The sequence below is a fragment of the Pseudomonas sp. ef1 genome (genome assembly GCF_007293365.2).
Lineage (GTDB): Bacteria > Pseudomonadota > Gammaproteobacteria > Pseudomonadales > Pseudomonadaceae > Aquipseudomonas > Aquipseudomonas siliginis.
In genome coordinates this window covers 4,519,111-4,538,810 of sequence record NZ_CM129815.1, presented here as the reverse complement: position 1 = coordinate 4,538,810, position 19,700 = coordinate 4,519,111, and the positions used below count along the sequence as shown (strand labels likewise).

At 59.6% G+C, this 19,700-nt stretch carries 18 protein-coding genes; 11 read left to right on the top strand and 7 right to left on the bottom strand.

Annotated features, from left to right (window positions below):
• Together FEE99_RS20535 and FEE99_RS20530 are read left to right on the top strand one after the other, a co-directional pair.
• Positions 1-1,497 carry a helix-turn-helix transcriptional regulator gene (locus FEE99_RS20535; RefSeq protein WP_041480851.1) on the top strand — a complete coding sequence of 499 codons (1,497 nt, stop codon included), beginning with the start codon at positions 1-3 and terminating at the stop codon, positions 1,495-1,497.
• Between the two features lie 140 nt (positions 1,498-1,637).
• Complete coding sequence (locus FEE99_RS20530; RefSeq protein WP_024013284.1) at positions 1,638-1,895, top strand: DUF1652 domain-containing protein; 258 nt, start codon at positions 1,638-1,640, stop codon at positions 1,893-1,895.
• 1,008 nt (positions 1,896-2,903) lie between these two features.
• Here the strand turns inward: FEE99_RS20530 and FEE99_RS20525 are convergent.
• From FEE99_RS20525 to FEE99_RS20510, 4 genes are all read right to left on the bottom strand, one after another.
• Positions 2,904-3,671 (bottom strand): SDR family oxidoreductase, encoded by a 768-nt coding sequence (locus FEE99_RS20525; RefSeq protein WP_041480848.1) that lies wholly within the window; start codon positions 3,669-3,671, stop codon positions 2,904-2,906.
• A gap of 37 nt (positions 3,672-3,708) precedes the next feature.
• Positions 3,709-4,776 (bottom strand): phosphotransferase family protein, encoded by a 1,068-nt coding sequence (locus FEE99_RS20520; RefSeq protein WP_041480847.1) that lies wholly within the window; start codon positions 4,774-4,776, stop codon positions 3,709-3,711.
• 163 nt (positions 4,777-4,939) lie between these two features.
• A complete protein-coding gene (locus FEE99_RS20515; RefSeq protein ID WP_041480846.1) occupies positions 4,940-5,908 on the bottom strand; it encodes a 2-hydroxyacid dehydrogenase in 969 nt (322 codons plus the stop codon).
• A 155-nt stretch (positions 5,909-6,063) separates the two neighbouring features.
• Positions 6,064-6,447 carry a tautomerase family protein gene (locus tag FEE99_RS20510; RefSeq protein ID WP_041480845.1) on the bottom strand — a complete coding sequence of 128 codons (384 nt, stop codon included), beginning with the start codon at positions 6,445-6,447 and terminating at the stop codon, positions 6,064-6,066.
• Between the two features lie 248 nt (positions 6,448-6,695).
• Here FEE99_RS20510 and FEE99_RS20505 point away from each other — a divergent pair, with 248 nt between their 5' ends.
• The 3 genes from FEE99_RS20505 to FEE99_RS20495 all read left to right on the top strand — a co-directional run bounded on the left by FEE99_RS20505 (position 6,696) and on the right by FEE99_RS20495 (position 8,645).
• Positions 6,696-6,890, top strand: a complete 195-nt coding sequence (locus tag FEE99_RS20505; RefSeq protein ID WP_041480844.1) for a hypothetical protein — start codon at positions 6,696-6,698, stop codon at positions 6,888-6,890.
• Between the two features lie 49 nt (positions 6,891-6,939).
• Positions 6,940-7,110, top strand: coding sequence for a hypothetical protein (locus tag FEE99_RS20500; RefSeq protein ID WP_163032915.1), 171 nt, complete (start codon positions 6,940-6,942; stop codon positions 7,108-7,110).
• 254 nt (positions 7,111-7,364) lie between these two features.
• Positions 7,365-8,645, top strand: coding sequence for an HAAAP family serine/threonine permease (locus FEE99_RS20495; protein WP_041480843.1), 1,281 nt, complete (start codon positions 7,365-7,367; stop codon positions 8,643-8,645).
• 196 nt (positions 8,646-8,841) lie between these two features.
• On the opposite strand, the gene acnB is transcribed toward FEE99_RS20495, so the two are convergent.
• Positions 8,842-11,451, bottom strand: a complete 2,610-nt coding sequence (gene acnB, locus FEE99_RS20490) for a bifunctional aconitate hydratase 2/2-methylisocitrate dehydratase (RefSeq protein ID WP_039763151.1) — start codon at positions 11,449-11,451, stop codon at positions 8,842-8,844.
• 467 nt (positions 11,452-11,918) lie between these two features.
• Here acnB and FEE99_RS20485 point away from each other — a divergent pair, with 467 nt between their 5' ends.
• Entirely contained in the window at positions 11,919-12,389 is a 471-nt protein-coding gene (locus tag FEE99_RS20485) for a DUF1289 domain-containing protein (protein ID WP_041480841.1), read from the top strand.
• An 86-nt stretch (positions 12,390-12,475) separates the two neighbouring features.
• Here the strand turns inward: FEE99_RS20485 and FEE99_RS20480 are convergent, their stop codons facing one another.
• On the bottom strand, positions 12,476-13,339 hold the full coding sequence (locus FEE99_RS20480; RefSeq protein WP_041480840.1) for a universal stress protein: 864 nt from the start codon (positions 13,337-13,339) through the stop codon (positions 12,476-12,478).
• A 159-nt stretch (positions 13,340-13,498) separates the two neighbouring features.
• On the opposite strand from FEE99_RS20480, the gene miaE reads away from it, so the two are divergent.
• The 3 genes from miaE to FEE99_RS20465 all read left to right on the top strand — a co-directional run bounded on the left by miaE (position 13,499) and on the right by FEE99_RS20465 (position 16,364).
• Positions 13,499-14,107 (top strand): tRNA-(ms[2]io[6]A)-hydroxylase, encoded by a 609-nt coding sequence (gene miaE, locus FEE99_RS20475; RefSeq protein WP_041480839.1) that lies wholly within the window; start codon positions 13,499-13,501, stop codon positions 14,105-14,107.
• A 262-nt stretch (positions 14,108-14,369) separates the two neighbouring features.
• Positions 14,370-15,077, top strand: a complete 708-nt coding sequence (locus FEE99_RS20470; protein ID WP_041480838.1) for a winged helix-turn-helix domain-containing protein — start codon at positions 14,370-14,372, stop codon at positions 15,075-15,077.
• Positions 15,078-16,364, top strand: coding sequence for an ATP-binding protein (locus FEE99_RS20465; protein ID WP_041480837.1), 1,287 nt, complete (start codon positions 15,078-15,080; stop codon positions 16,362-16,364).
• Between the two features lie 99 nt (positions 16,365-16,463).
• Here the strand turns inward: FEE99_RS20465 and FEE99_RS20460 are convergent, their stop codons facing one another.
• Positions 16,464-16,952 (bottom strand): GFA family protein, encoded by a 489-nt coding sequence (locus tag FEE99_RS20460; RefSeq protein ID WP_041480836.1) that lies wholly within the window; start codon positions 16,950-16,952, stop codon positions 16,464-16,466.
• Positions 16,953-17,091: 139 nt separating this feature from the next.
• Between FEE99_RS20460 and glsB the strand changes: the two genes are divergently transcribed.
• Both glsB and FEE99_RS20450 read left to right on the top strand, forming a co-directional pair.
• On the top strand, positions 17,092-18,000 hold the full coding sequence (gene glsB / locus FEE99_RS20455; protein WP_024013269.1) for a glutaminase B: 909 nt from the start codon (positions 17,092-17,094) through the stop codon (positions 17,998-18,000).
• 182 nt (positions 18,001-18,182) lie between these two features.
• Positions 18,183-19,685 carry an aldehyde dehydrogenase family protein gene (locus FEE99_RS20450; protein WP_041480835.1) on the top strand — a complete coding sequence of 501 codons (1,503 nt, stop codon included), beginning with the start codon at positions 18,183-18,185 and terminating at the stop codon, positions 19,683-19,685.
• Positions 19,686-19,700 lie beyond the last annotated feature (15 nt).

The following is a 19,700-nucleotide window of genomic DNA, read 5'->3' as shown; positions in this document are numbered from 1 at the left end:
ATGAGCCAGGAAGTCCTGACCACCGAAACCAACCGTCGCCAGTTGCAGCAGATCATTGCCGGGCTGTCGGACGGGGTGATTCTGCTGGAACTCGACAAAAGTATTCTCTGGGCCAACGAAGCGGCGCTGACCATGCACGGTGTCAGCACCATCGGTGATCTGGGCAGTAACGCCGACGAGTACGCCAGACGCTTCACGCTGCGCTATCGCAATAATCATGTCTTGCCGCCGGACAACTACCCGATCAGCCGCGTCGCCCGCTGCGAGGCGTTCAATGATGTGCTGATCGAAGTTTCGTCCGTGGACGACCCGGAGCGGGTCTGGGTGCACAGTGTGCGCAGCATGGTCCTGACCGACCGCGTCGGCCAGCCCGAGTCGCTGGTGCTGATCATGAGCGACGTCACCGATTGGGCCAACGCTGAGCTGCGTTTCGAAAAAACCTTCAATGCCAACCCTGCACCGGCAGTGATCTGCCGACTCAGCGATTTGCGCTACATCAAGGTCAACCCGGGCTTTCTGGAAATGACCGGCTATACCCGCGATCAGGTGATCGGCACTTCGGCTTACGAAATCGATATCTTCGAGCAGGCGGATCAGCGCGATCTGGCTGTCCAGCGCTTGCGCGATGTCGCGACCATTCCGCAGATGCAGGCGGAGTTGCGCCTCCCCGACGGTGGCAGTAAACAGGTGATCGTTGCCGGTCAGCCGCTGCTGCTCAATGACGAGAATTGCATGCTGTTCTCCTTCGTCGACATGGAGCCTCGGCGCCGGGTCGAAGTGGCCTTGCGTCAGAGCGAGGAGCGCTTTGCCAAGGCTTTTCGTCTGACGCCGGTACCAATTTTGATCTGCACCGCTGACAAGCAGGAGGTCATCGACGTCAATCAGGCGTTCCTCGATACCCTGGCCTATGACAGCGATGATGTACTCGGTAAAACCGTGACGCAGCTGAGCTTCATCCACGATGACAGCGCGCGCGCGCGCCTGCTGTCGGCGCTGGCGAAGAACGGTCGGGTGGATCGGGTCGATGTGCCGGTGCGCAAGAAGGACGAGGAGTTGTTGGAATGTGCGGTCTCGGCCGACACCGTGAACATTCACGACACGTCCTGCTATCTGCTGGTGTTGATGGACATGACCGAGCGCAAGCGCACTGAGCTTGAGCTGGTCGCGGCGATTGAAGAGGTGATGAAGGATGCGTCGTGGTTCAGCCGAACGCTGATCGAGAAGCTGGCCAACGTGAAGAAGATCAACTCGCCGCAGCTGCCCAGTGCCTCATTCACTGACCTGACGGCCCGTGAGCGCGATGTCCTGGGCTTGATCTGTGAAGGTCTGGCAGACAAGGAGATCGCTGCGCGGTTGAAGCTGGCGCCCAATACCGTGCGCAATCATGTGGCCACCGTGTACTCGAAAATCGATGTGCATAGCCGCAGCGAGGCGATCGTCTGGGCTCGGGAGCGCGGTTTGTTTTCGGGAGAGTGGGGCACCAAGGGCCAGCGCTGAGGGGTGCAAATGCACTAGTTACAAGGGTGCAAATTCATGTATTGGCCAAGGCGTTGTGTTCTTAGGCTGATGGGGTGCGGTGTGGGCCATTTCGGGCCTGCGATCGTGCCCCTTTTGAAACAGTCATAGGAACAACGTCAATGATGAATCTTGCGCAGTTGCGCGCTCGGCTCGAGCACAGTTTTGCGCCGCTGGCTTGTGAGTGTTCGGTGGATGGTGATCATTCGCTGACGGTCAAGTTGTATCACCGGGATTCGGGGCAGGTGGATCTGGTGATCAGCGGGCTGGATCTGGCTTCGCTGCGTACGCCTGGGGCGGTCGAGGCGTTGGTGGATGAGTTGCGGTATGAGCTTGAGAGCAATTCCTTGCGTTCTTCGCGGGATCCGGATTTGGCTTAAGCGCGCTTTGGTCTTGGCGGCCTTTGGGCCGGCCATGCTTTGGGGTGGGTGGGTGTATATCCGTTTCTGCGGGTGCTGCTGGTTACGGTTCCGCCCTTACGGCGGGTCACTTTTGGCAAACGCCCCAAAAGTAACCAAAAGGTCTTCGCCCTGACGTTCGGCCCGCTCGCTGAGGCTCGGGGTTCCTTCGCTCCGGGATCGATCCTGGCGCAGCGGCTCCGGTTTGCTTCGCTGCACCTACACTCGCTGTGTACGACTGCGTCGTACGGTCGCTGCGCTCCCACGCCCGGATCAATCCCTCCACTCAGCCTGCCGACGGGCTCCAAGATCAAGATCAAAAGCGGTACTCGAGCTAACGCTCATCGTTTGTAGGAGCTGCCGAAGGCTGCGATCTTTTGATTTTGATTTTGATTTTCTGTGGGAGCGAGCCTGCTCGCGATGAGGCCCTCGCCGACAACCATAATCCCAATCCAGGCTTCTGTTGGAAAATCTGCGCAAAACCGACAGCCCAAACTAGCCAATCTCCCCAATCCACTGGCGCTAACAAGGCGCTCAGCTATAAAGAATGAGTGGTCAGGTCTTCCGCGGCCGGTTGGGTTGCGGGAGTTTGTCTCTCTTTACCGCGGGTCGTCCTATGAATAATCCTGGGAAACGCGTATTGCCGTTGGCTTTTCTTGCAGTTTTGTTGGCCGGTTGTGCCAGTCCTCCACCCCCTGCGCCTGTCGCGCCGGCGCCACCGCCGGAACGTCGTTGTGAGGTGCTGGAAAATACTGAGGTTGCCGGGGATGTGTATGTGGATGGGCAGGTGACGCGTCACATCACCACTACGCGTTGCATAACCCAATAAGACTCGCGATTCCTCGATTGCATGAGGCCTGGAACCCTGCAGTAACCCTGTGGGAGCGAGCCTGCTCGCGAATGCGTGGTATCAGTCAAAACATAGCTGACTGAGACAACGCTTTCGCGAGCAGGCTCGCTCCCACACGGGTTAGCAATTTGTCCTGGGAATCAGGACAGGAATCCGCCATCCACATTCAGCGCCACACCAGTGGTGTAGCTCGACGCATCGCTGGCCAGGTACAACACCGCGCCGGCCATTTCGCTTGGATCGGCTACGCGTTTGAGCGGGATCTGCGTCAGTGCCTGTTTCAGAATCGCGTCGTTCTTGACCAGCGCCGAGGCGAATTTGGTGTCGGTCAGGCCGGGGAGCAGGGCGTTGCAGCGGATGCCGAATTGCGCGCATTCCTTGGCGAAGACTTTGGTCATGTTGATGACCGCCGCTTTGGTTACCGAATAGATGCCCTGGAAGATGCCCGGCGAGATGCCGTTGATCGACGCGACGTTGATGATGCTGCCGCCACCGTTTTCGCGCATGAGCTTGCCGGCTTCGACCGACATGAAGAAGTAGCCGCGAATGTTCACATCGACGGTCTTCTGGAACGCACCGAGATCGGTGTCGAGCACGTTGCAGAATTGCGGGTTGGTCGCGGCGTTGTTGACCAGGATGTCGAGGCGGCCGAATTGTTCCTTGATCCCGGCGAAGACCTGGCTGATCTGCTCCATCTCACCGATGTGGCAGGCCACGGCTGTTGCCTTGCCGCCGGCGGCGATGATGGCGTCGGCGACGTGTTGGCAGCCTTCGAGCTTGCGGCTCGAGACGATCACGTGGGCGCCTTGCTGGGCCAGCAGTTTGGCGATGGCTTCTCCGATGCCACGGCTGGCGCCGGAGACGAAAGCGATTTTGCCGTCGAGGTCGAACAACTGAGTCTTGGACATGGGTTTCCCTTGTTGAAAGTCTTGTTATTGGCCCGGATCAGAGGCTGGATTTCTGAATGACCTGCAGGCTCATCTGCTCCAGCAGTTTGTTCATGTGAATGAACTGCGCGAAGCGTTTGTCCTGTGTCTGGCCATGGTAGAAGCGGTAGTAGATCTGCTGCACGATGCCGGCCAGGCGGAACAGGCCGTAGGTGTAGTAGAAATCGAAATTGTCGATGCGGATGCCCGAGCGCTCGGCGTAGTAGTCGACGAATTCGCGGCGGGTCAGCATGCCCGGCGCGTGGCTTGGCTGGCGGCGCATCAGTTGCACCGGTGCCGGGTCGCCGGCTTCGATCCAGTAGGCGAGGGTGTTGCCCAGGTCCATCAGCGGGTCGCCGAGGGTGGTCAGTTCCCAGTCGAGCACGCCGATAATTTGCATCGGATTGGCCGGGTCGAGAATGACGTTGTCGAAGCGGTAGTCGTTGTGGACGATGCTCGACATCGGGTGGTCGGCCGGCATCTTGTCGTTGAGCCAGGCTTTGACCGCTTCCCAGTGCGGCGCGTCCGGGGTCAGGGCTTTTTCGTAACGCTCGCTCCAGCCCTTGATCTGCCGGGCGACGTAGCCTTCAGGCTTGCCCAGATCGCCGAGGCCGCAGGCGTTGTAATCGACCCGATGCAGTTCGACGAAACGGTCGATGAAGCTTTTGCACAGCGCTTCGGTTTTCGCCGAATCGAGGCCCAACTCCGGCGGCAACTCAGCGCGCAGGATGATGCCCTTGACCCGTTCCATCACATAGAACTCGGCGCCGATAACGGCTTCGTCGGTGCAATGCACGTAGGCCTTCGGGCAATACGGAAAGCCGTCGCGCAATTGGTTGAGAATGCGGAACTCACGGCCCATGTCGTGGGCGGATTTGGCTTTGTGGCCAAACGGCGGACGGCGCAGAACGAATTCTTGCTCGGGGTATTCCAGCAGGTAGGTCAGGTTCGACGCGCCGCCGGGAAACTGGCTGATCTGCGGCGTGCCGGTCAGGCCGGGAATGTGCGCCTTGAGGTACGGATCGATCAGGCTGGCATCGAGTTCTTCGCCCGCGCGGATCCGGGTGGACTGGTCAGTAAGCGCCATGCTTATCCCTTCTGCTTATTTTGGAGGCCAGACATCATTGGCTAATCTAATAGCGCGCTCGGGTGCTCACAAGCGCGGGTCGGTCTTATAGGTTAGCGTGTTGCTGGATAATCAACTTTGAGAATGGGGCAAAGATCGGCGCGGTTCGACGATGCCACGCGCGTTAATGCACGCGCTGGTTGTTCAACTTGGGCGGCAAGGCGACGGGAGTCAGCACCGGTTGCCCGGAGAAAAACGCCATCAGGTTTTTCCCCACCAGTTCAACGGTGCCTTGCGTGGCTTCAGGGGACAACCCGGCGACGTGTGGGGTTAGCACAACGTTGCTGAGGTGTTTCAGGGCGTCGGGCACTTCCGGTTCGTGATCGAACACGTCCAGCGCTGCGCCGGCGATACGACGTTGCTCAAGTGCGGTGATCAGGTCTGCCGTTGCGATAACGCTGGCGCGGGCGATGTTGACGATAAAACCCTTGGGGCCGAGCGCATCGAGCACTGCTCGCGTCACCAGATGTTGCGTACCAATGCCGCCGGGCGTGGCAACGACCAGGAAGTCCGAGGCTCGCGCCAGATCGGTGGGTGTCGAGCAGAATGTATAAGCGACATCGCTGCGCACCTGGCGGCTGTGGTAGCTGACCTGCATGTCGAACCCGAGCTCCGCACGTTTGGCAATCGCCATGCCCACTGCGCCCAGCCCGAGGATGCCCAGACGCTTGCCGGCCAGCGACGGGCGCATGATTTTCGGCCATTCACCGCGGCGCACGGCTGCATCGCAGCGCGGGATATCGCGGACCAATGCCAGCAGCAACGCCATCGCATGATCGGCCACTGACGAGGCGTTGACTCCGGCGCCATTGGTGACGGTGATCCCACGGTCACTGGCCGCTTGCAGATCGACCTGTTCATAACCGGCGCCGATCACCGTGATGATTTTCAGGGCGGGCAGGGCGCTGATCTCTTGCGCAGTCAGGCCCAGTGGGCCGCGAGTGAGCACGGCATCAATGCGACTGCCATGGGTGGCGATGGCTTGCGCACGTTCGGCTGGCGTTGGTGCGAGGATCAGGTGGAATCCCTGATGCTCAAGAATCGGCAGATAGTCATTGATCGTTTCAACCAGTACCAGAACGGTTGCGGGCATTGCGCGGCTCCTGTGATTGGCGGCGGGTGGGTCGCGAAAGTCGACTCAGAGTGCTGAATCCGCAGCGGCTTGGCAATCGTTGCATTCACGCAGTGGTGCTTTGATTCTGGACGGGTTCGTGGAACAAGCAAGTACGCAGGCATGGGCGCTGCGAATCAGCTGACGTATTGCGCAATGCCGTTGCCAAACGACCAGTTCTCTTTCTTTACCTCCAGCAGATTGATGAACACATCCTCCAGGCGAATACCCAGTTGCGCATGCAGGCTCTCGGCAATGGTTTTGAACAGAAATTGTTTCTTTTCCACGCTGCGCCCTTCGCTGATGGTGATCTGGATGAACACCACGCCGTCGCTGCGCTGGATGCCGAGGTATTGCGGGTCGTACACGAAGTGCTGGCCGTCGTGCTCGTTGAGAATCTGGAAGTTGTCGTGCTCGGGCACATCGATACAGGTGCGCAGGGCGGCGTAGATCTGTTCGCCGATGCGCCTGGCGAAAGTGGGATCGGGATTTTGCTGGATGTCGACGCGGACCAGTGGCATGGGAGGCTCCTTGGGTTATGGCTTCTCTCACGCTAGATCAATGGCGGAGTTCTGGCAGGTAGTTGGTCTGGAATATTGCGGACCACTCGTATGAGGAGGCTTACGTGAATCGCGGATTTTGCCTACGGGGATGGCAGATGCGTCTGCTGGTCAGCGTGAATGGAACAGTTTGATGATAAGGGCATGACGATAGCCGTCGATGTGCATGCAAATGCTGACACCGATCCGCCAGCAGCCAAGGAGGGCAAATGTTCCATAACGATCGCGAAAATCTGGAGCTAGACAGGCTGGAAAACGAATCAAGGGAACTCGTGGCTGAATGGAAAAAGCTTCAGGCTGAAGAGAAAAAGTTATCAGGGGAGACGAAGCTCTATCCAATTGCAGTGTTTGGTGGAGTCTTGACTGCAATCACCGCAGTGGCAGGGTTTTTCTTCAAGTTGTGAGTCTTCATGCTTCACGACCGTCAGGCGCATTATTCAAAGGTTAATCAGTATGAGCACATATGACCGTAAGGCACGACTGGAGCAAATTGAGCGAGAGTTCGCAGAATATGACGAAGCGGTGCGCAATAGAGACAAGCGCGAAAATGGCAAGCTCTGGTTGCTTTTCGGCTTCGGGCTGTACTGCGTTTTATTGGGTTTCATGCTCGGCATATCGCTCTAGGCGCATTCGATGACGCATGGGTGGGTGCAAAACGTATCCGTTTGCGGCATCCGACGTATCCATAAACGACCTTGTTTTTTCTATAAACGACCATCCTTGGATCTGCTCCGCACAACCATTCCTCAGCTAAGTCTTTGCTTGCATTGATTTATCACGGAGAATCGCGCCCCTGTTTCGGCCGGAGCATGTCTGTCGGTTTTTTCCGACGCGTCCTGACCGAGTGGCAAGTGACCGGAATGCGGAGATCCGACCGGATGAATGATCAGGCCAATAGCCTCGAAAAGCGCTTCGACGCAGCAGCACCCGCTGAACTTTCGAGCTGGAATCGCCAGGACACCACCTGGATGCTGGGACTGTTTGGGACGGCCATTGGCGCCGGCACCCTGTTTTTGCCGATCAACGCAGGATTGGGTGGCTTCTGGCCGCTGGTGATCCTCGCGCTGCTGGCATTTCCGATGACGTTTTACGCGCACCGTGGCCTGACCCGTTTTGTCCTGTCCGGTCGCGAAGGCGCCGATATCACCGAAGTGGTCGAGCAGCATTTCGGTATCAAGGCCGGTGCCTTGATCACGCTGCTGTACTTCTTTGCCATCTTCCCGATCCTGCTGATCTACAGCGTCGGCCTGACCAACACGGTCGCCAGTTTCCTCGAACACCAACTGCACATCACGCCGCCACCGCGCGCATTGCTGTCGTTCGTGCTGATTCTCGGCCTGCTGGCCGTGGTTCGTTGCGGTGAGCAGGCGATCGTCAAGGCCATGAGCCTGATGGTCTATCCGTTCATCGTTGCGCTGCTGTTCCTCGCCGTGTACCTGATTCCGCACTGGAACGGCGGCATCCTCGCCACCGCCTCGCAAGTGCCGGCGCCGTCAGCGCTGCTGCACACGCTGTGGCTGGCGATTACGGTGATGGTGTTCTCGTTCAACCATTCGCCGATCATCTCGGCGTTCGCGATGGACCAGAAGCGTCGTTACGGTGTGCACGCCGATGAGCGCAGCTCACAGATCCTCGCGCGCGCTCATGCATTGATGGTCATTTTGGTGCTGTTCTTCGTATTCAGTTGCGTGCTGACCCTGTCGCCAGAGCAACTGGCTGAGGCAAAAGAGCAGAATCTGTCGATCCTGTCGTACCTGGCCAACCACTTCAGCAACCCGACAATCGAGTTTGCGGCGCCGTTGATTGCGTTTGTGGCGATCTCCAAGTCGTTCCTCGGTCATTACATCGGGGCCAGCGAAGGCCTCAAGGGCCTGATCGTCAAGAGCGGCAAACGTCCGGGCGCCAAAGCGCTGGATCGCATCGTGGCGGCGTTCATGCTGGTGATCTGCTGGATCGTCGCGACGCTTGATCCGAGCATCCTGGGCATGATCGAAACCGTCGGTGGGCCGGTGATTGCGGCGATTCTGTTCCTGATGCCGATGTACGCGATTCGCAAGGTGCCAGCGATGGCGCGCTATCGCGGTCAGGCGTCGAACGTGTTTGTTACGGCGGTGGGGCTAGTAGCGATTTCGGCGCTGGTTTACAAGCTGGCTGTCTGACCTGTCATTGATGACTGATCGTTCCCACGCTCTGCGTGGGAATGCAGCCCCGGATGCTCTATGTCCCCAAACGTGACGCAGAGCGTCACAAGAGGCATTCCCACGCAGAGCGTGGGAACGATCAGGCGATAGGCGATCAGCATAAAAAAACGCCGCTCATCTCACGATGGGCGGCGTTTTTTATGGCCTTGCAGCGTTAGGCTTGAACGACCGGGATCTTGGCGTTCGCAGCAGCTTCACGGAACTCGGCGATCTGGTCGAAGGACAGGTAGCGGTAGACATCGGCCGCCATGCTGTCGATCTTGCCAGCGTATTCCATGTACTCCTCGACAGTCGGCAGGCGACCCAGGATCGAAGCAACGGACGCCAGCTCGGCCGAGGCCAGGTAGACGTTCGCGCCGTCGCCCAGACGGTTCGGGAAGTTACGGGTCGACGTCGAGACCACGGTGCTGTTCGGCTCAACGCGTGCCTGGTTACCCATGCACAGCGAGCAGCCTGGCATTTCCATGCGTGCGCCGGCCTTGCCGTAGATGCCGTAGTAGCCTTCTTCGGTCAGTTGGTGAGCGTCCATCTTGGTCGGCGGCGACAGCCACAGACGGGTTGGCAGCTGACCCTTGACCTGATCCAGCAGTTTACCGGCAGCGCGGAAGTGACCGATGTTGGTCATGCACGAACCGATGAACACTTCGTCGATCTTCTCGCCAGCAACGCTGGACAGCAGACGGGCGTCGTCCGGATCGTTCGGCGCGCAGAGCACAGGCTCGTTGATCTCGGCCAGATCGATTTCGATGACTTCGGCATATTCGGCGTCGGCATCGGCTTCCATCAGCTCAGGATTGGCGATCCAGGCTTCCATCGCTTGAGCACGACGTTCCAGGGTACGCGCATCGCCGTAGCCTTCGCCGATCATCCAGCGCAGCAGGGTGATGTTGGACTGCAGGTACTCGGTGATCGACTCTTTCGACAGCTTGATGGTGCAACCGGCAGCCGAACGTTCGGCCGAGGCGTCGGACAGTTCGAACGCCTGCTCCAGGGTCAGACCTTCCAGACCTTCGATTTCCAGGATGCGGCCGGAGAAGGCGTTTTTCTTGCCTTTCTTCTCCACGGTCAGCAGACCGTTCTGGATGGCGAAGTACGGAATGGCATGAACCAGGTCACGCAGGGTGATGCCAGGTTTCATCTTGCCTTTGAAGCGCACCAGGATCGATTCCGGCATGTCCAGCGGCATGACGCCAGTAGCAGCGGCGAACGCGACCAGACCGGAACCGGCCGGGAACGAGATGCCCATCGGGAAACGGGTGTGCGAGTCACCACCGGTACCGACGGTGTCCGGCAGCAGCATGCGGTTCAGCCACGAGTGGATGATGCCGTCGCCCGGACGCAGGGAAACGCCGCCGCGGGTCATGATGAAGTCAGGCAGGGTGTGGTGGGTGGTCACGTCGATCGGCTTTGGATAAGCCGCGGTGTGGCAGAACGACTGCATCACCAGATCAGCGGAGAAGCCCAGGCACGCCAGGTCTTTCAGTTCGTCACGGGTCATTGGACCGGTGGTGTCCTGAGAACCCACGGTGGTCATCTTCGGTTCGCAGTAGGTGCCAGGACGCACGCCCTGGCCTTCTGCCAGACCGCAAGCCTTGCCGACCATTTTCTGCGCCAGGGTGAAGCCCTTGGTGCTTTCAGCCGGAGCTTCCGGCTTCTTGAACAGATCGAACGGCGGCAGACCCAATTCGGCGCGAGCCTTCTCGGTCAGGCCACGGCCGATGATCAGGGGGATACGACCGCCGGCACGGACTTCGTCCAGCAGCACCGGGGTTTTCATTTCGAAAGTGGTGATGACTTCGTCGGTACCGTGCTTGCAGACTTTGCCAGCGTGCGGGTACAGGTCGATCACGTCGCCCATGTTCATGTTCGACACGTCGAACTCGATCGGCAGGGCGCCGGCATCTTCCATGGTGTTGTAGAAGATCGGAGCGATCTTGCTGCCGAAGCAGAAACCGCCAGCGCGCTTGTTCGGCACGTACGGGATGTCGTCGCCGAAGAACCACAGCACCGAGTTGGTGGCCGATTTACGCGAGGAACCGGTACCGACCACGTCACCGACGTAGGCGATCGGGAAGCCCTGGCCGCGCATTTCTTCGATCTGCTTCATCGGGCCGGTCTTGCCTTGCTCGTCCGGAACGATGCCGTCACGGGCCATTTTCAGCATGGCCAGGGCGTGCAGCGGGATGTCAGGACGCGACCAGGCGTCTGGCGCAGGGGAGAGGTCGTCGGTGTTGGTTTCGCCGGTGACCTTGAATACGCGCAGGCTGATCTTGTCGGCCAGGACCGGGCGCTTCTTGAACCACTCGCCGTCAGCCCAGGATTGCAGCACGGCCTTGGCGTGAACGTTGCCGTTCTTGGCTTTTTCAGCGACGTCGTGGAAGGCGTCGAACATCAGCAGGGTGTGCTTGAGTTCTTCGGCGGCGACTGGCGCCAGCTCGGCGTCGTCCAGCAGTTCAACGAGGGTGACGATGTTGTAGCCGCCCTGCATGGTGCCGAGCAGTTCTACAGCGCGTTTCTTGTCCAGCAGAGGGGAGGTGGCTTCGCCCTTGGCCAGGGCAGACAGGAAACCGGCCTTGACGTAAGCGGCTTCGTCCACTCCAGGCGGTACGCGATTGGTGATCAGGTCAACGAGGAAAGCTTCTTCGCCAGCCGGAGGGTTCTTCAGCAGCTCGATCAGGCCTGCTGTTTGTTCGGCGTTAAGCGGCTGGGGAACGATACCCAGGGCTGCACGCTCTTCGATATGTTTGCGGTAGGCTTCAAGCACAGTTATTACCCTCATCAGTGGTCCCAAATGGGTGTCCGGGACGCTCATCCCGAAATTGCCGTACTCATGCGCCTCACGACGTTGTGGGTCGTTCGGCCAGAATTACCGGCAATTCCTTACAGAAGCTGCTTTCAAAGTTTTACGCCTGCAGAACGGGGAGCTGATGAGGGTTGGCGTTGAGCTTTTCCCCGCTGGAAAAACCCCTCGCCAACACCGCTCTGAAGGAACGACTGTGCTCGTGACGCTTTGAAAACAGCTTCTAACGGACATTGGCGCCTTAAAAGGCTGGCTGATTCTACGGCAAAAAAAATTTAAAGGTAAGTCGCGCTCTATTGGACTTTCGTGGCAATCAGCGCGGCCCGAGCAAACCTGCGACGCTGGCGAGACCTTGCTGTTTGAGGGGTGATCAATGCCCGACAAAGGGCTAACATGCCGGCCTGTTCCGCGTTTCAGTGTTCTGCCCATTTATGCCCAATCAGACCATCAAGACCCCCTGCGTCGGCCTCTGCTCCACCGTTTACGGTGACCTGGTGTGCCGTGGCTGCAAGCGTTTCCATCACGAAGTGATCCATTGGAACGGATACAACGAGGAGGAAAAACGTGCGGTGTGGCTGCGTCTGGAGCAATTGCTGTCACAAGTGATGGCGAGCAAAGTCGAGATCTTCGATCCGGGCCGCCTGCGCGAGCAGCTCGAACAGCGCAAGATCCGCTTCGTACCGCATCAGTCGGAGTATTGCTGGGCCTATCAGCTGATCGCCCGGGGGGCGCGGGTGATCATTAATCTTGAGGCGTACGGGATGGTGTTGCTGCCGGAATTCCGCGACTGGAACCTGCCGGAACTGCGCGATGCCATTGATCGGGAATTCTTCCTGCTGTCGGAAGCGCATTATCAGCGCTACATCGCCCCGGGCTTTCTGAAAGACGCCTTCGGCGCCTGAACAGCAAAAGATCGCAGCCTTCGGCAGCTCCTACATGGGAATGCGTTCTACCTGTAGGAGCTGCCGAAGGCTGCGATCTTTTGCTCTTAATGTTTCACGGCCAGTTCCACCAGATGATCCTCAACCTCCTGCGGCTTGAGCACCAGCACATCGCTTTCGAGCGTATCCAGCACCGCTTCCGCCGTATTGCCGATTAACGCGCCTGACAAACCACTGCGCGCCACCGTGCCAATAACCGTTACTGCCGCCTGGAGCTTGTGCGCCATGAACGGGATCAACACATCCGCCGGGCCTTCCTCTATGTGCAGGTGCTCGTCATCGACATCGAACTCCGCCTGAAACGCCCGGCACTGCTCGCGGTATTTGGCTTCTATGGTCGATTTCAGCTGAAACGTCGGGTCTGCCGCCGAGAGCATCGGCGACGGATGCGCGGTGATCACATGCAGATGTGCCTTGGCCAGACTTGCGATGTCATAGCCGTGATCAATGATGGTGCTGTGCAAATGCCGATGCTCACCGTCGGCATTGCCGACATCGACCGCAGCCAGAATCACTTTGTCTTTCCACGAACCGGCGGTTTTGACCAGCAGCACCGGGGTAGGGCAGTGGCGCAGCAGCTTCCAGTCGGCCGGGGTCAGCAGGGCTTTTTTCAGCGAGCTGTCGGGGAAGTGCTGTTTGATCACCAGGCCGCAACCCTCGGCCTGCTGCACATCGATGATGGTTTCGTGCAGGCTCTCGTTCCATGCCTGTTCGGTGGTCACGCTGTACCCTTCGGCAAGCAACGCCGCCTTGAGCACACTGAGCAGGCCGGCGTGGTCATGCTTCTTGTCGCACACCAGAAGATGCAGATGGGCCTGGGTAACACCGGCGATCAGCTTGGCGCGTTTGAGCGCCAGGCTTTCTGCATGTTCAGGTTCGATGACCACCAGAATGCTGCGAATGGCTTGCATGAGCGGAGTCTCCAGCAAAGAAAAGGCACGGCGTTGCACAACTATAGTTGCTACCCGAACGTCTGCGACTTGATGCATATCAACAGCCGCCGCTGGTGGTCTGCGGGCAGGCCGGTATAATCGGCGCCCTTCGCTCGAACACCTTTTACCGTGAGCCCCATGATCCTTCCCGAAATCCACGAATTCCTTGGCTGCCGCACGCCCGACGCCTGGGTCCAGGCGGCACTGGCCGATCAGGAAACCCTGCTGATCGATCACAAGAACTGCGAGTTCAAGGCCGCCAGCACGGCGCTGAGCCTGATTGCCAAGTACCACGCCCATGTCGATCTGATCAACATGATGTCGCGCCTGGCCCGGGAAGAACTGGTGCACCACGAGCAAGTCATGCGCATCATGAAGCGGCGCAAGATCGAGTTGCGTCAGCTGCACGCCGGCCGCTACGCCTCGGGCCTGCGCAAAGTGGTGCGCAGCCATGAGCCGGTGAAACTGGTGGATACGTTGGTGGTTGGCGCTTTCATCGAAGCGCGCAGTTGCGAACGCTTTGAAGCATTGGTGCCGCATCTGGACGAAGAACTGGGCAAGTTCTATTTCGGTTTGCTGAAAAGCGAGGCGCGGCACTTTCAGGGTTATCTGAAACTGGCCTATCAGTATGGTGATGCCAAGGATGTCGCGCAGGTGATCGAGCGCGTCCGTGCGGCCGAGCAGGAACTGATCGAATCGCCGGACGAGGAATTCCGCTTCCACAGCGGTGTGCCGGTCGCTGCATGATCGGGTAGGAGCTGCCGAAGGCTGCGATCTTTTGATCTTGTTTTTACAAATCGAAAATCAAAATATCGCAGCCTTCGGCAGCTCCTACAGAGGTCCGCAATTCAATCGGACATCATTGTCGGATTGTAAAAAAATCTTAAAAGTATGAAACATCACCGAAAACCGGCCCAAGTGGCCGGTTTTTGCTGTCTGCCGTCATCGCCTGTTTGATGAATGCCAGCATAATATCGGCCCTTCCACGTTTGGCTTGGCAACGATCGTTATGGATAACCTGGGTTTTGGCAAAGTCCTGCTGGTCGAAGACGATGAGCGTCTCGCCGCGCTGATCGCTCACTTTCTTGAACAACACGGCTACGAGGTGCGCACGGTGCTTCGCGGTGATCTTGCCGTGGCCGCGTTTCTTGAATTCAAGCCGAAAGTAGTGGTGCTCGACCTGATGTTGCCGGGGCAGAGCGGTCTGCAGGTCTGTCGGGAAATTCGCAGTGTCTCGGACACGCCGATCGTGATCCTCACCGCCAAGGAAGACGATCTCGATCACATCCTCGGTCTGGAGTCCGGCGCTGACGATTACGTGATCAAACCGATCAAGCCGCCGGTACTGCTCGCGCGGCTGCGTGCGCTGCAACGGCGGCAGACGCCGGACAGCAGCGTGGTGAGTTTTCTTGAGTTCGGGCAATTGAGCATCGACCGCAGTTGCCGTGAAGTGCGCTTGGCCGGTGAGCTGATCGAGCTGACCACCATGGAGTTCGAATTGCTCTGGTTGCTCGCCAGCGCGGCAGGCAAGATTCTTTCCCGCGATGACATTCTCAATCGCATGCGCGGCATCGCTTTCGACGGCCTCAACCGCAGCGTCGACGTCTACATCAGCAAACTGCGCAACAAACTCAAGGACAATCCCCGCGAGCCGGTGTGCATCAAGACCGTGTGGGGCAAGGGCTATCTGTTCAATCCGTTCGCGTGGGAGCTGTAGATGCTGCGTTTGTTCCTCGGGCTGTTTCTGGTGATGACGGTAGGGCTGGTGCTGGCGTTGCAGACGGTCGAGCACACCTTCAACGCCTTGCTCGACAGCCAGACGCAGGATTACAACCGTGAAGCCGTGCGCGGTCAGGCGTGGTCGCTGGTCGATCATCTGCAAGGCCGCGAAGGCGCCGAGCGTGAACAGAAACTCGATTCATTGCGCGCGCATTACGGTCTGTCGCTGAGCCTGATCGAGGCCGATCAACTGGCCCTCACACCGCAGGAAAAAGCCGAGCTCGCGCGGAACCTGTTGGTGATCCGCGACGATTACACGCAGTTCATCAGCAACATCGATGGCGGCTCGCAGCTGCTCAGCATCAAGCTGCCGCCGGAGCCGAGCCTGATGCCGTTCTACATCACCGCGGCGTACATGATGCTCGCAGTGCTGATCGGCATCGTCCTGTTTTTCTGGGTGCGCCCGCACTGGCGCGATCTGGAAAAGCTGCGGCTGGCGGCCGAGCGTTTCGGCGACAACGATCTGTCGGTGCGCATCCAGTTGTCGCGGCGCTCGAACATCCGCGACCTGGCCGAGCATTTCAATCTGATGGCGGCGCGCATTGAGGGCTTGATCGCCAATCAGCGCGAGCTGACCAATGCGGTGTCGCACGAATTGCGCACACCGATCGCGCGGCTGTCGTTCGAACTCGATCAGCTCAAACAGCAACCCGACGCGAGCCAGAATCGCGAGCTGATCGCCGACATGTATGCCGACCTTGGTGAGCTGGAGGAGATGGTCTCGGAGCTGCTGACGTACGCCAGCCTTGAACACGGCGCGACAGTGATCAAACGGGAGAATATTCATGCGGCCGACTGGCTCGACAGCGTTGTCGGCAGTGTGGCGCTTGAGGCCGAAGCAGTGGGCGTGCAGTTGACGATCGCGGGTTGCCAGGTCGACACCGTAAGCATCGAACCGCGTTTCATGGCGCGCGCGGTGATCAACCTTCTGCGCAACGCCATTCGCTATGCCGAGCAGCGCGTTGAGGTGTCGCTGCTGCGCAACGGCAATGACTATGAAGTGCGGGTCAGCGATGACGGGCCGGGTGTGCCGCTGGAGGGACGGGAAAAAATCTTCGAACCGTTTTCCCGACTGGATGCCAGCCGTGATCGGCGCACCGGTGGTTTCGGACTGGGCCTGGCGCTGGTGCGGCGGGTGTCGCAGTCCCATGGCGGGCAGGTTGAGGTTGGCGACTCGGTGTGGGGCGGGGCGTTGTTCAGGATGACCTGGGCGCATCTGGACTGATTGATATTGCCTGACCCGGCCCCTTCGCGAGCAGGCTCGCTCCCACAGGTGATCGCAATCCAAATGTGGGAGCGAGCCTGCTCGCGAAGGGCGCGGTGTTCAGCGGGTCACACCCAGTCGCTCATGCCACTGAGCAATAGACTCTTCAGGATATTCATCAAACTGCTGATCCTTCGGCTTGGCCTCCACCTCAACCCACGGCGCTTTCGAGCCAAGCATCAGGTGCGTGTGTTCCGGCGGCACCGGAAGTGGCGTGTCGATCGCCGAGGCGAATGGATGAATCAGCCCCGGCCACTCCGGGCTGAACAGCCACAGGCCGCTGCCGCACAGCGAGCAGAAGTGACGCTCGGCGCTGCTGCGATGGGCGCGTTTATCGCCTTCAGCTTTCATCTTCGCGTGATAGATGCTGATGTTTTTGCGCCCGCGAACCTTGAGAGTGGTCGCGTCGCCGCCAAGGTTGATCGCATAACCGCCGCCGCCCTGAGTCTTGCGGCAGATCGAGCAATAGCAGCGTTGATAGGGATAAGGATGGGCGCTGTCGAGGCTGAACGTGACTTCGCCACAATGGCAGGAGCCTTCGAGGTGCATGGTGCTCTCCTGTCTCTGAATGGTCCGCTTCAGCCTAGAACATTTTGCGAAGCGCTTGCCGGTGTGATGCGACCGGCGGGCGCAGCGTCTAGCCCCAGTGTCCCCGCGATCCCATGGGGCGAGACTTTCGGAACCCGGCATGCAAGCGCTGTTGAACGAGATCCTTGACGCCGTCCGGCCCCTGATCGGGCAGGGCAAAGTTGCTGACTATATTCCCGCCCTCGGCACGGTGCCGGCCAACCAGTTGGGCATCGCCGTGTACAGTAACGATGGCGAAATGTATTGCGCCGGCGACGCTGAAACGCCGTTCTCGGTGCAGAGTATTTCCAAGGTGTTCAGCCTGGTGCAAGCCATCGATCACTCCGGCGAAGCGATCTGGGAACGGCTTGGTCACGAGCCGTCCGGCCAGCCGTTCAACTCGCTGGTGCAACTGGAATTCGAGCGCGGCCGCCCGCGCAATCCGTTCATCAATGCCGGTGCGCTGGTGATCTGCGACATCAACCAGTCGCGCTTCGCCGCGCCGACACTGTCGATGCGCGACTTCGTCCGGCGTCTGTCCGGCAACCCGCAAATCATGATCGACGGCAAGGTCGCCGACTCCGAATACCAGCATCGCGCGCGCAATGCGGCGATGGCCTATCTGATGCAGTCGTTCGGCAACTTTCACAACGATGTCGAGGCGGTGTTGCGCAGCTATTTCAGCCACTGCGCACTGCGGATGAATTGCATCGATCTGGCCCGGGCGTTCTGCTTTCTGGCCAATGACGGGTTCTGCAAGCACAGCGGCGAGCAGATCCTGACGCGCCGCCAGACCCAGCAGGTCAACTCGATCATGGCTACAAGCGGTTTGTACGACGAGGCGGGCAATTTCGCCTATCGCGTCGGCCTGCCAGGCAAGAGCGGGGTCGGCGGCGGCATCGTTGCGGTAGTGCCGGGACAGTTCAGCGTGTGCGTGTGGTCGCCGGAGTTGAATGCGGCCGGCAACTCGCTGGCGGGGATGGCGGCGCTGGAGTTGCTGAGCTCAAGGATTGGCTGGTCGGTGTTCTGAAGACACACCAGTATTTCCATTGTGGGAGCGAGCCTGCTCGCGAAGAGGTCGGCACATTCAGCATCGATGTCGTCTGATCGGACGCTTTCGCGAGCAGGCTCGCTCCCACAGGGTGCAGTGTTGCTTTGCAGGATCGTGTTCTATACATTTTCCGGCCGCCCTCTGCATGGTGAATCCGCTTCATGTCTCTTGCGCTCGAACGTCTAGTCGCTGGCACGCCGATCCCTTTCGCTGGTAACCGCGTCACCGTGGTCAGCCCCGAGCTGGCCGCGCGGTTTCAGCCCGGTGACCATCTGCTGGTCGAGCAGGTCAGTGGCGAGTTGTTGCTGATCCCCGTGGCCGATCAACAGGCCGCCTCGGTGGCAATCGAGCGTGCGGCTGCGGCATTCACAGCGTTGTCGGCGGTGTCCGATGAAGCCATCAGCCAATTCTTCGACCTGTTTGCCCAGCGCCTGGAAAATCCTCAGTGCTGGACGCAGATCGAAGCCGCTAACCGCACCGACATCGAACGGGCCAAGGCGCGCGGTCGCTCGACCACACGCTTGCTCGCCGATGACCGCATGCGCCGCGACATGATCGCCGGGCTGCGCGCCTGGCGTGATGCGCCGCCCACGCGGGGCAAAGTGATCAGCAGTGTCGAGCACGACGGCTGGAAGGTCGAGCAAGTCGTCTCGCCGCTGGGCATCGTCGCCTTTGTCTTCGAAGGCCGGCCCAACGTATTTGCCGACGCCGCCGGGGTGTTGCGCACCGGCAATACGGCTGTGCTGCGCATCGGCAGCGATGCGTTGGGCACTGCGCAAGCCATCGTTACTCACGCGCTGAATCCAGCACTGGCCGAAGCCGGCTTGCCGGTGGGGGCGGTGTCGTTGGTTGAAAGCGTCAATCACGCCGCCGGTTGGGCGATGTTCGCCGACCGGCGTCTGTCGCTGGCGGTGGCGCGCGGCTCGGGCCGTGCGGTCAGTCAGCTGGGCAGCATCGCCCAGCAGGCCGGCACTGCCGTCAGCCTGCACGGCACCGGCGGTGCGTGGCTGATCGCCGACCGTGATGCCGATGCCACACGCTTCGCGGCGGTGGTGCGCAACTCGCTTGACCGCAAGGTCTGCAATACCCTGAACGTCTGCCTGATTCAGCGTGAACGCGTCATTGAGCTGGTGCCGCTGTTCCTCGAAGCTTTGAAAGACGCAGGTACTGCGCGCGGCCAAGGCTGCAAATTGCACATCGTCGCGGGCAGTGAAAGTTGCCTGCCAAGCGAATGGCAGAACGCAACAGTCGAGGTTTATCGCGCCGAGGGTTACCAGACCGAAGCGCTGGCCGAATCCTTGCCCGAGTCGGACCTGGGCCGCGAGTGGGAATGGGAAGAAACTCCGGAAGTCAGCCTGATGATTGTCGACGATCTGGATCAGGCGATTGCGCTGTTCAACCGGTACAGCCCGCAATTCACCGTGTCGTTGATCAGTGAGGCGGCGGCGGTTCAGGAACGCTTCTACAACGCGGTGAATGCGCCGTTCGTAGGCAACGGCATCACCCGTTGGGTCGATGGCCAGTACGCGTTGAACAAGCCGGAACTGGGGCTTTCGAACTGGGAGAGCGGGCGCCTGTTTGCGCGCAGTGCGATTCTTTCCGGCGATGGCGTGTTTACCGTGCGCAGCCGGATGACTCAGGTTGATCTCACGGTGAAACGCTGACTTGAAACCCGGACC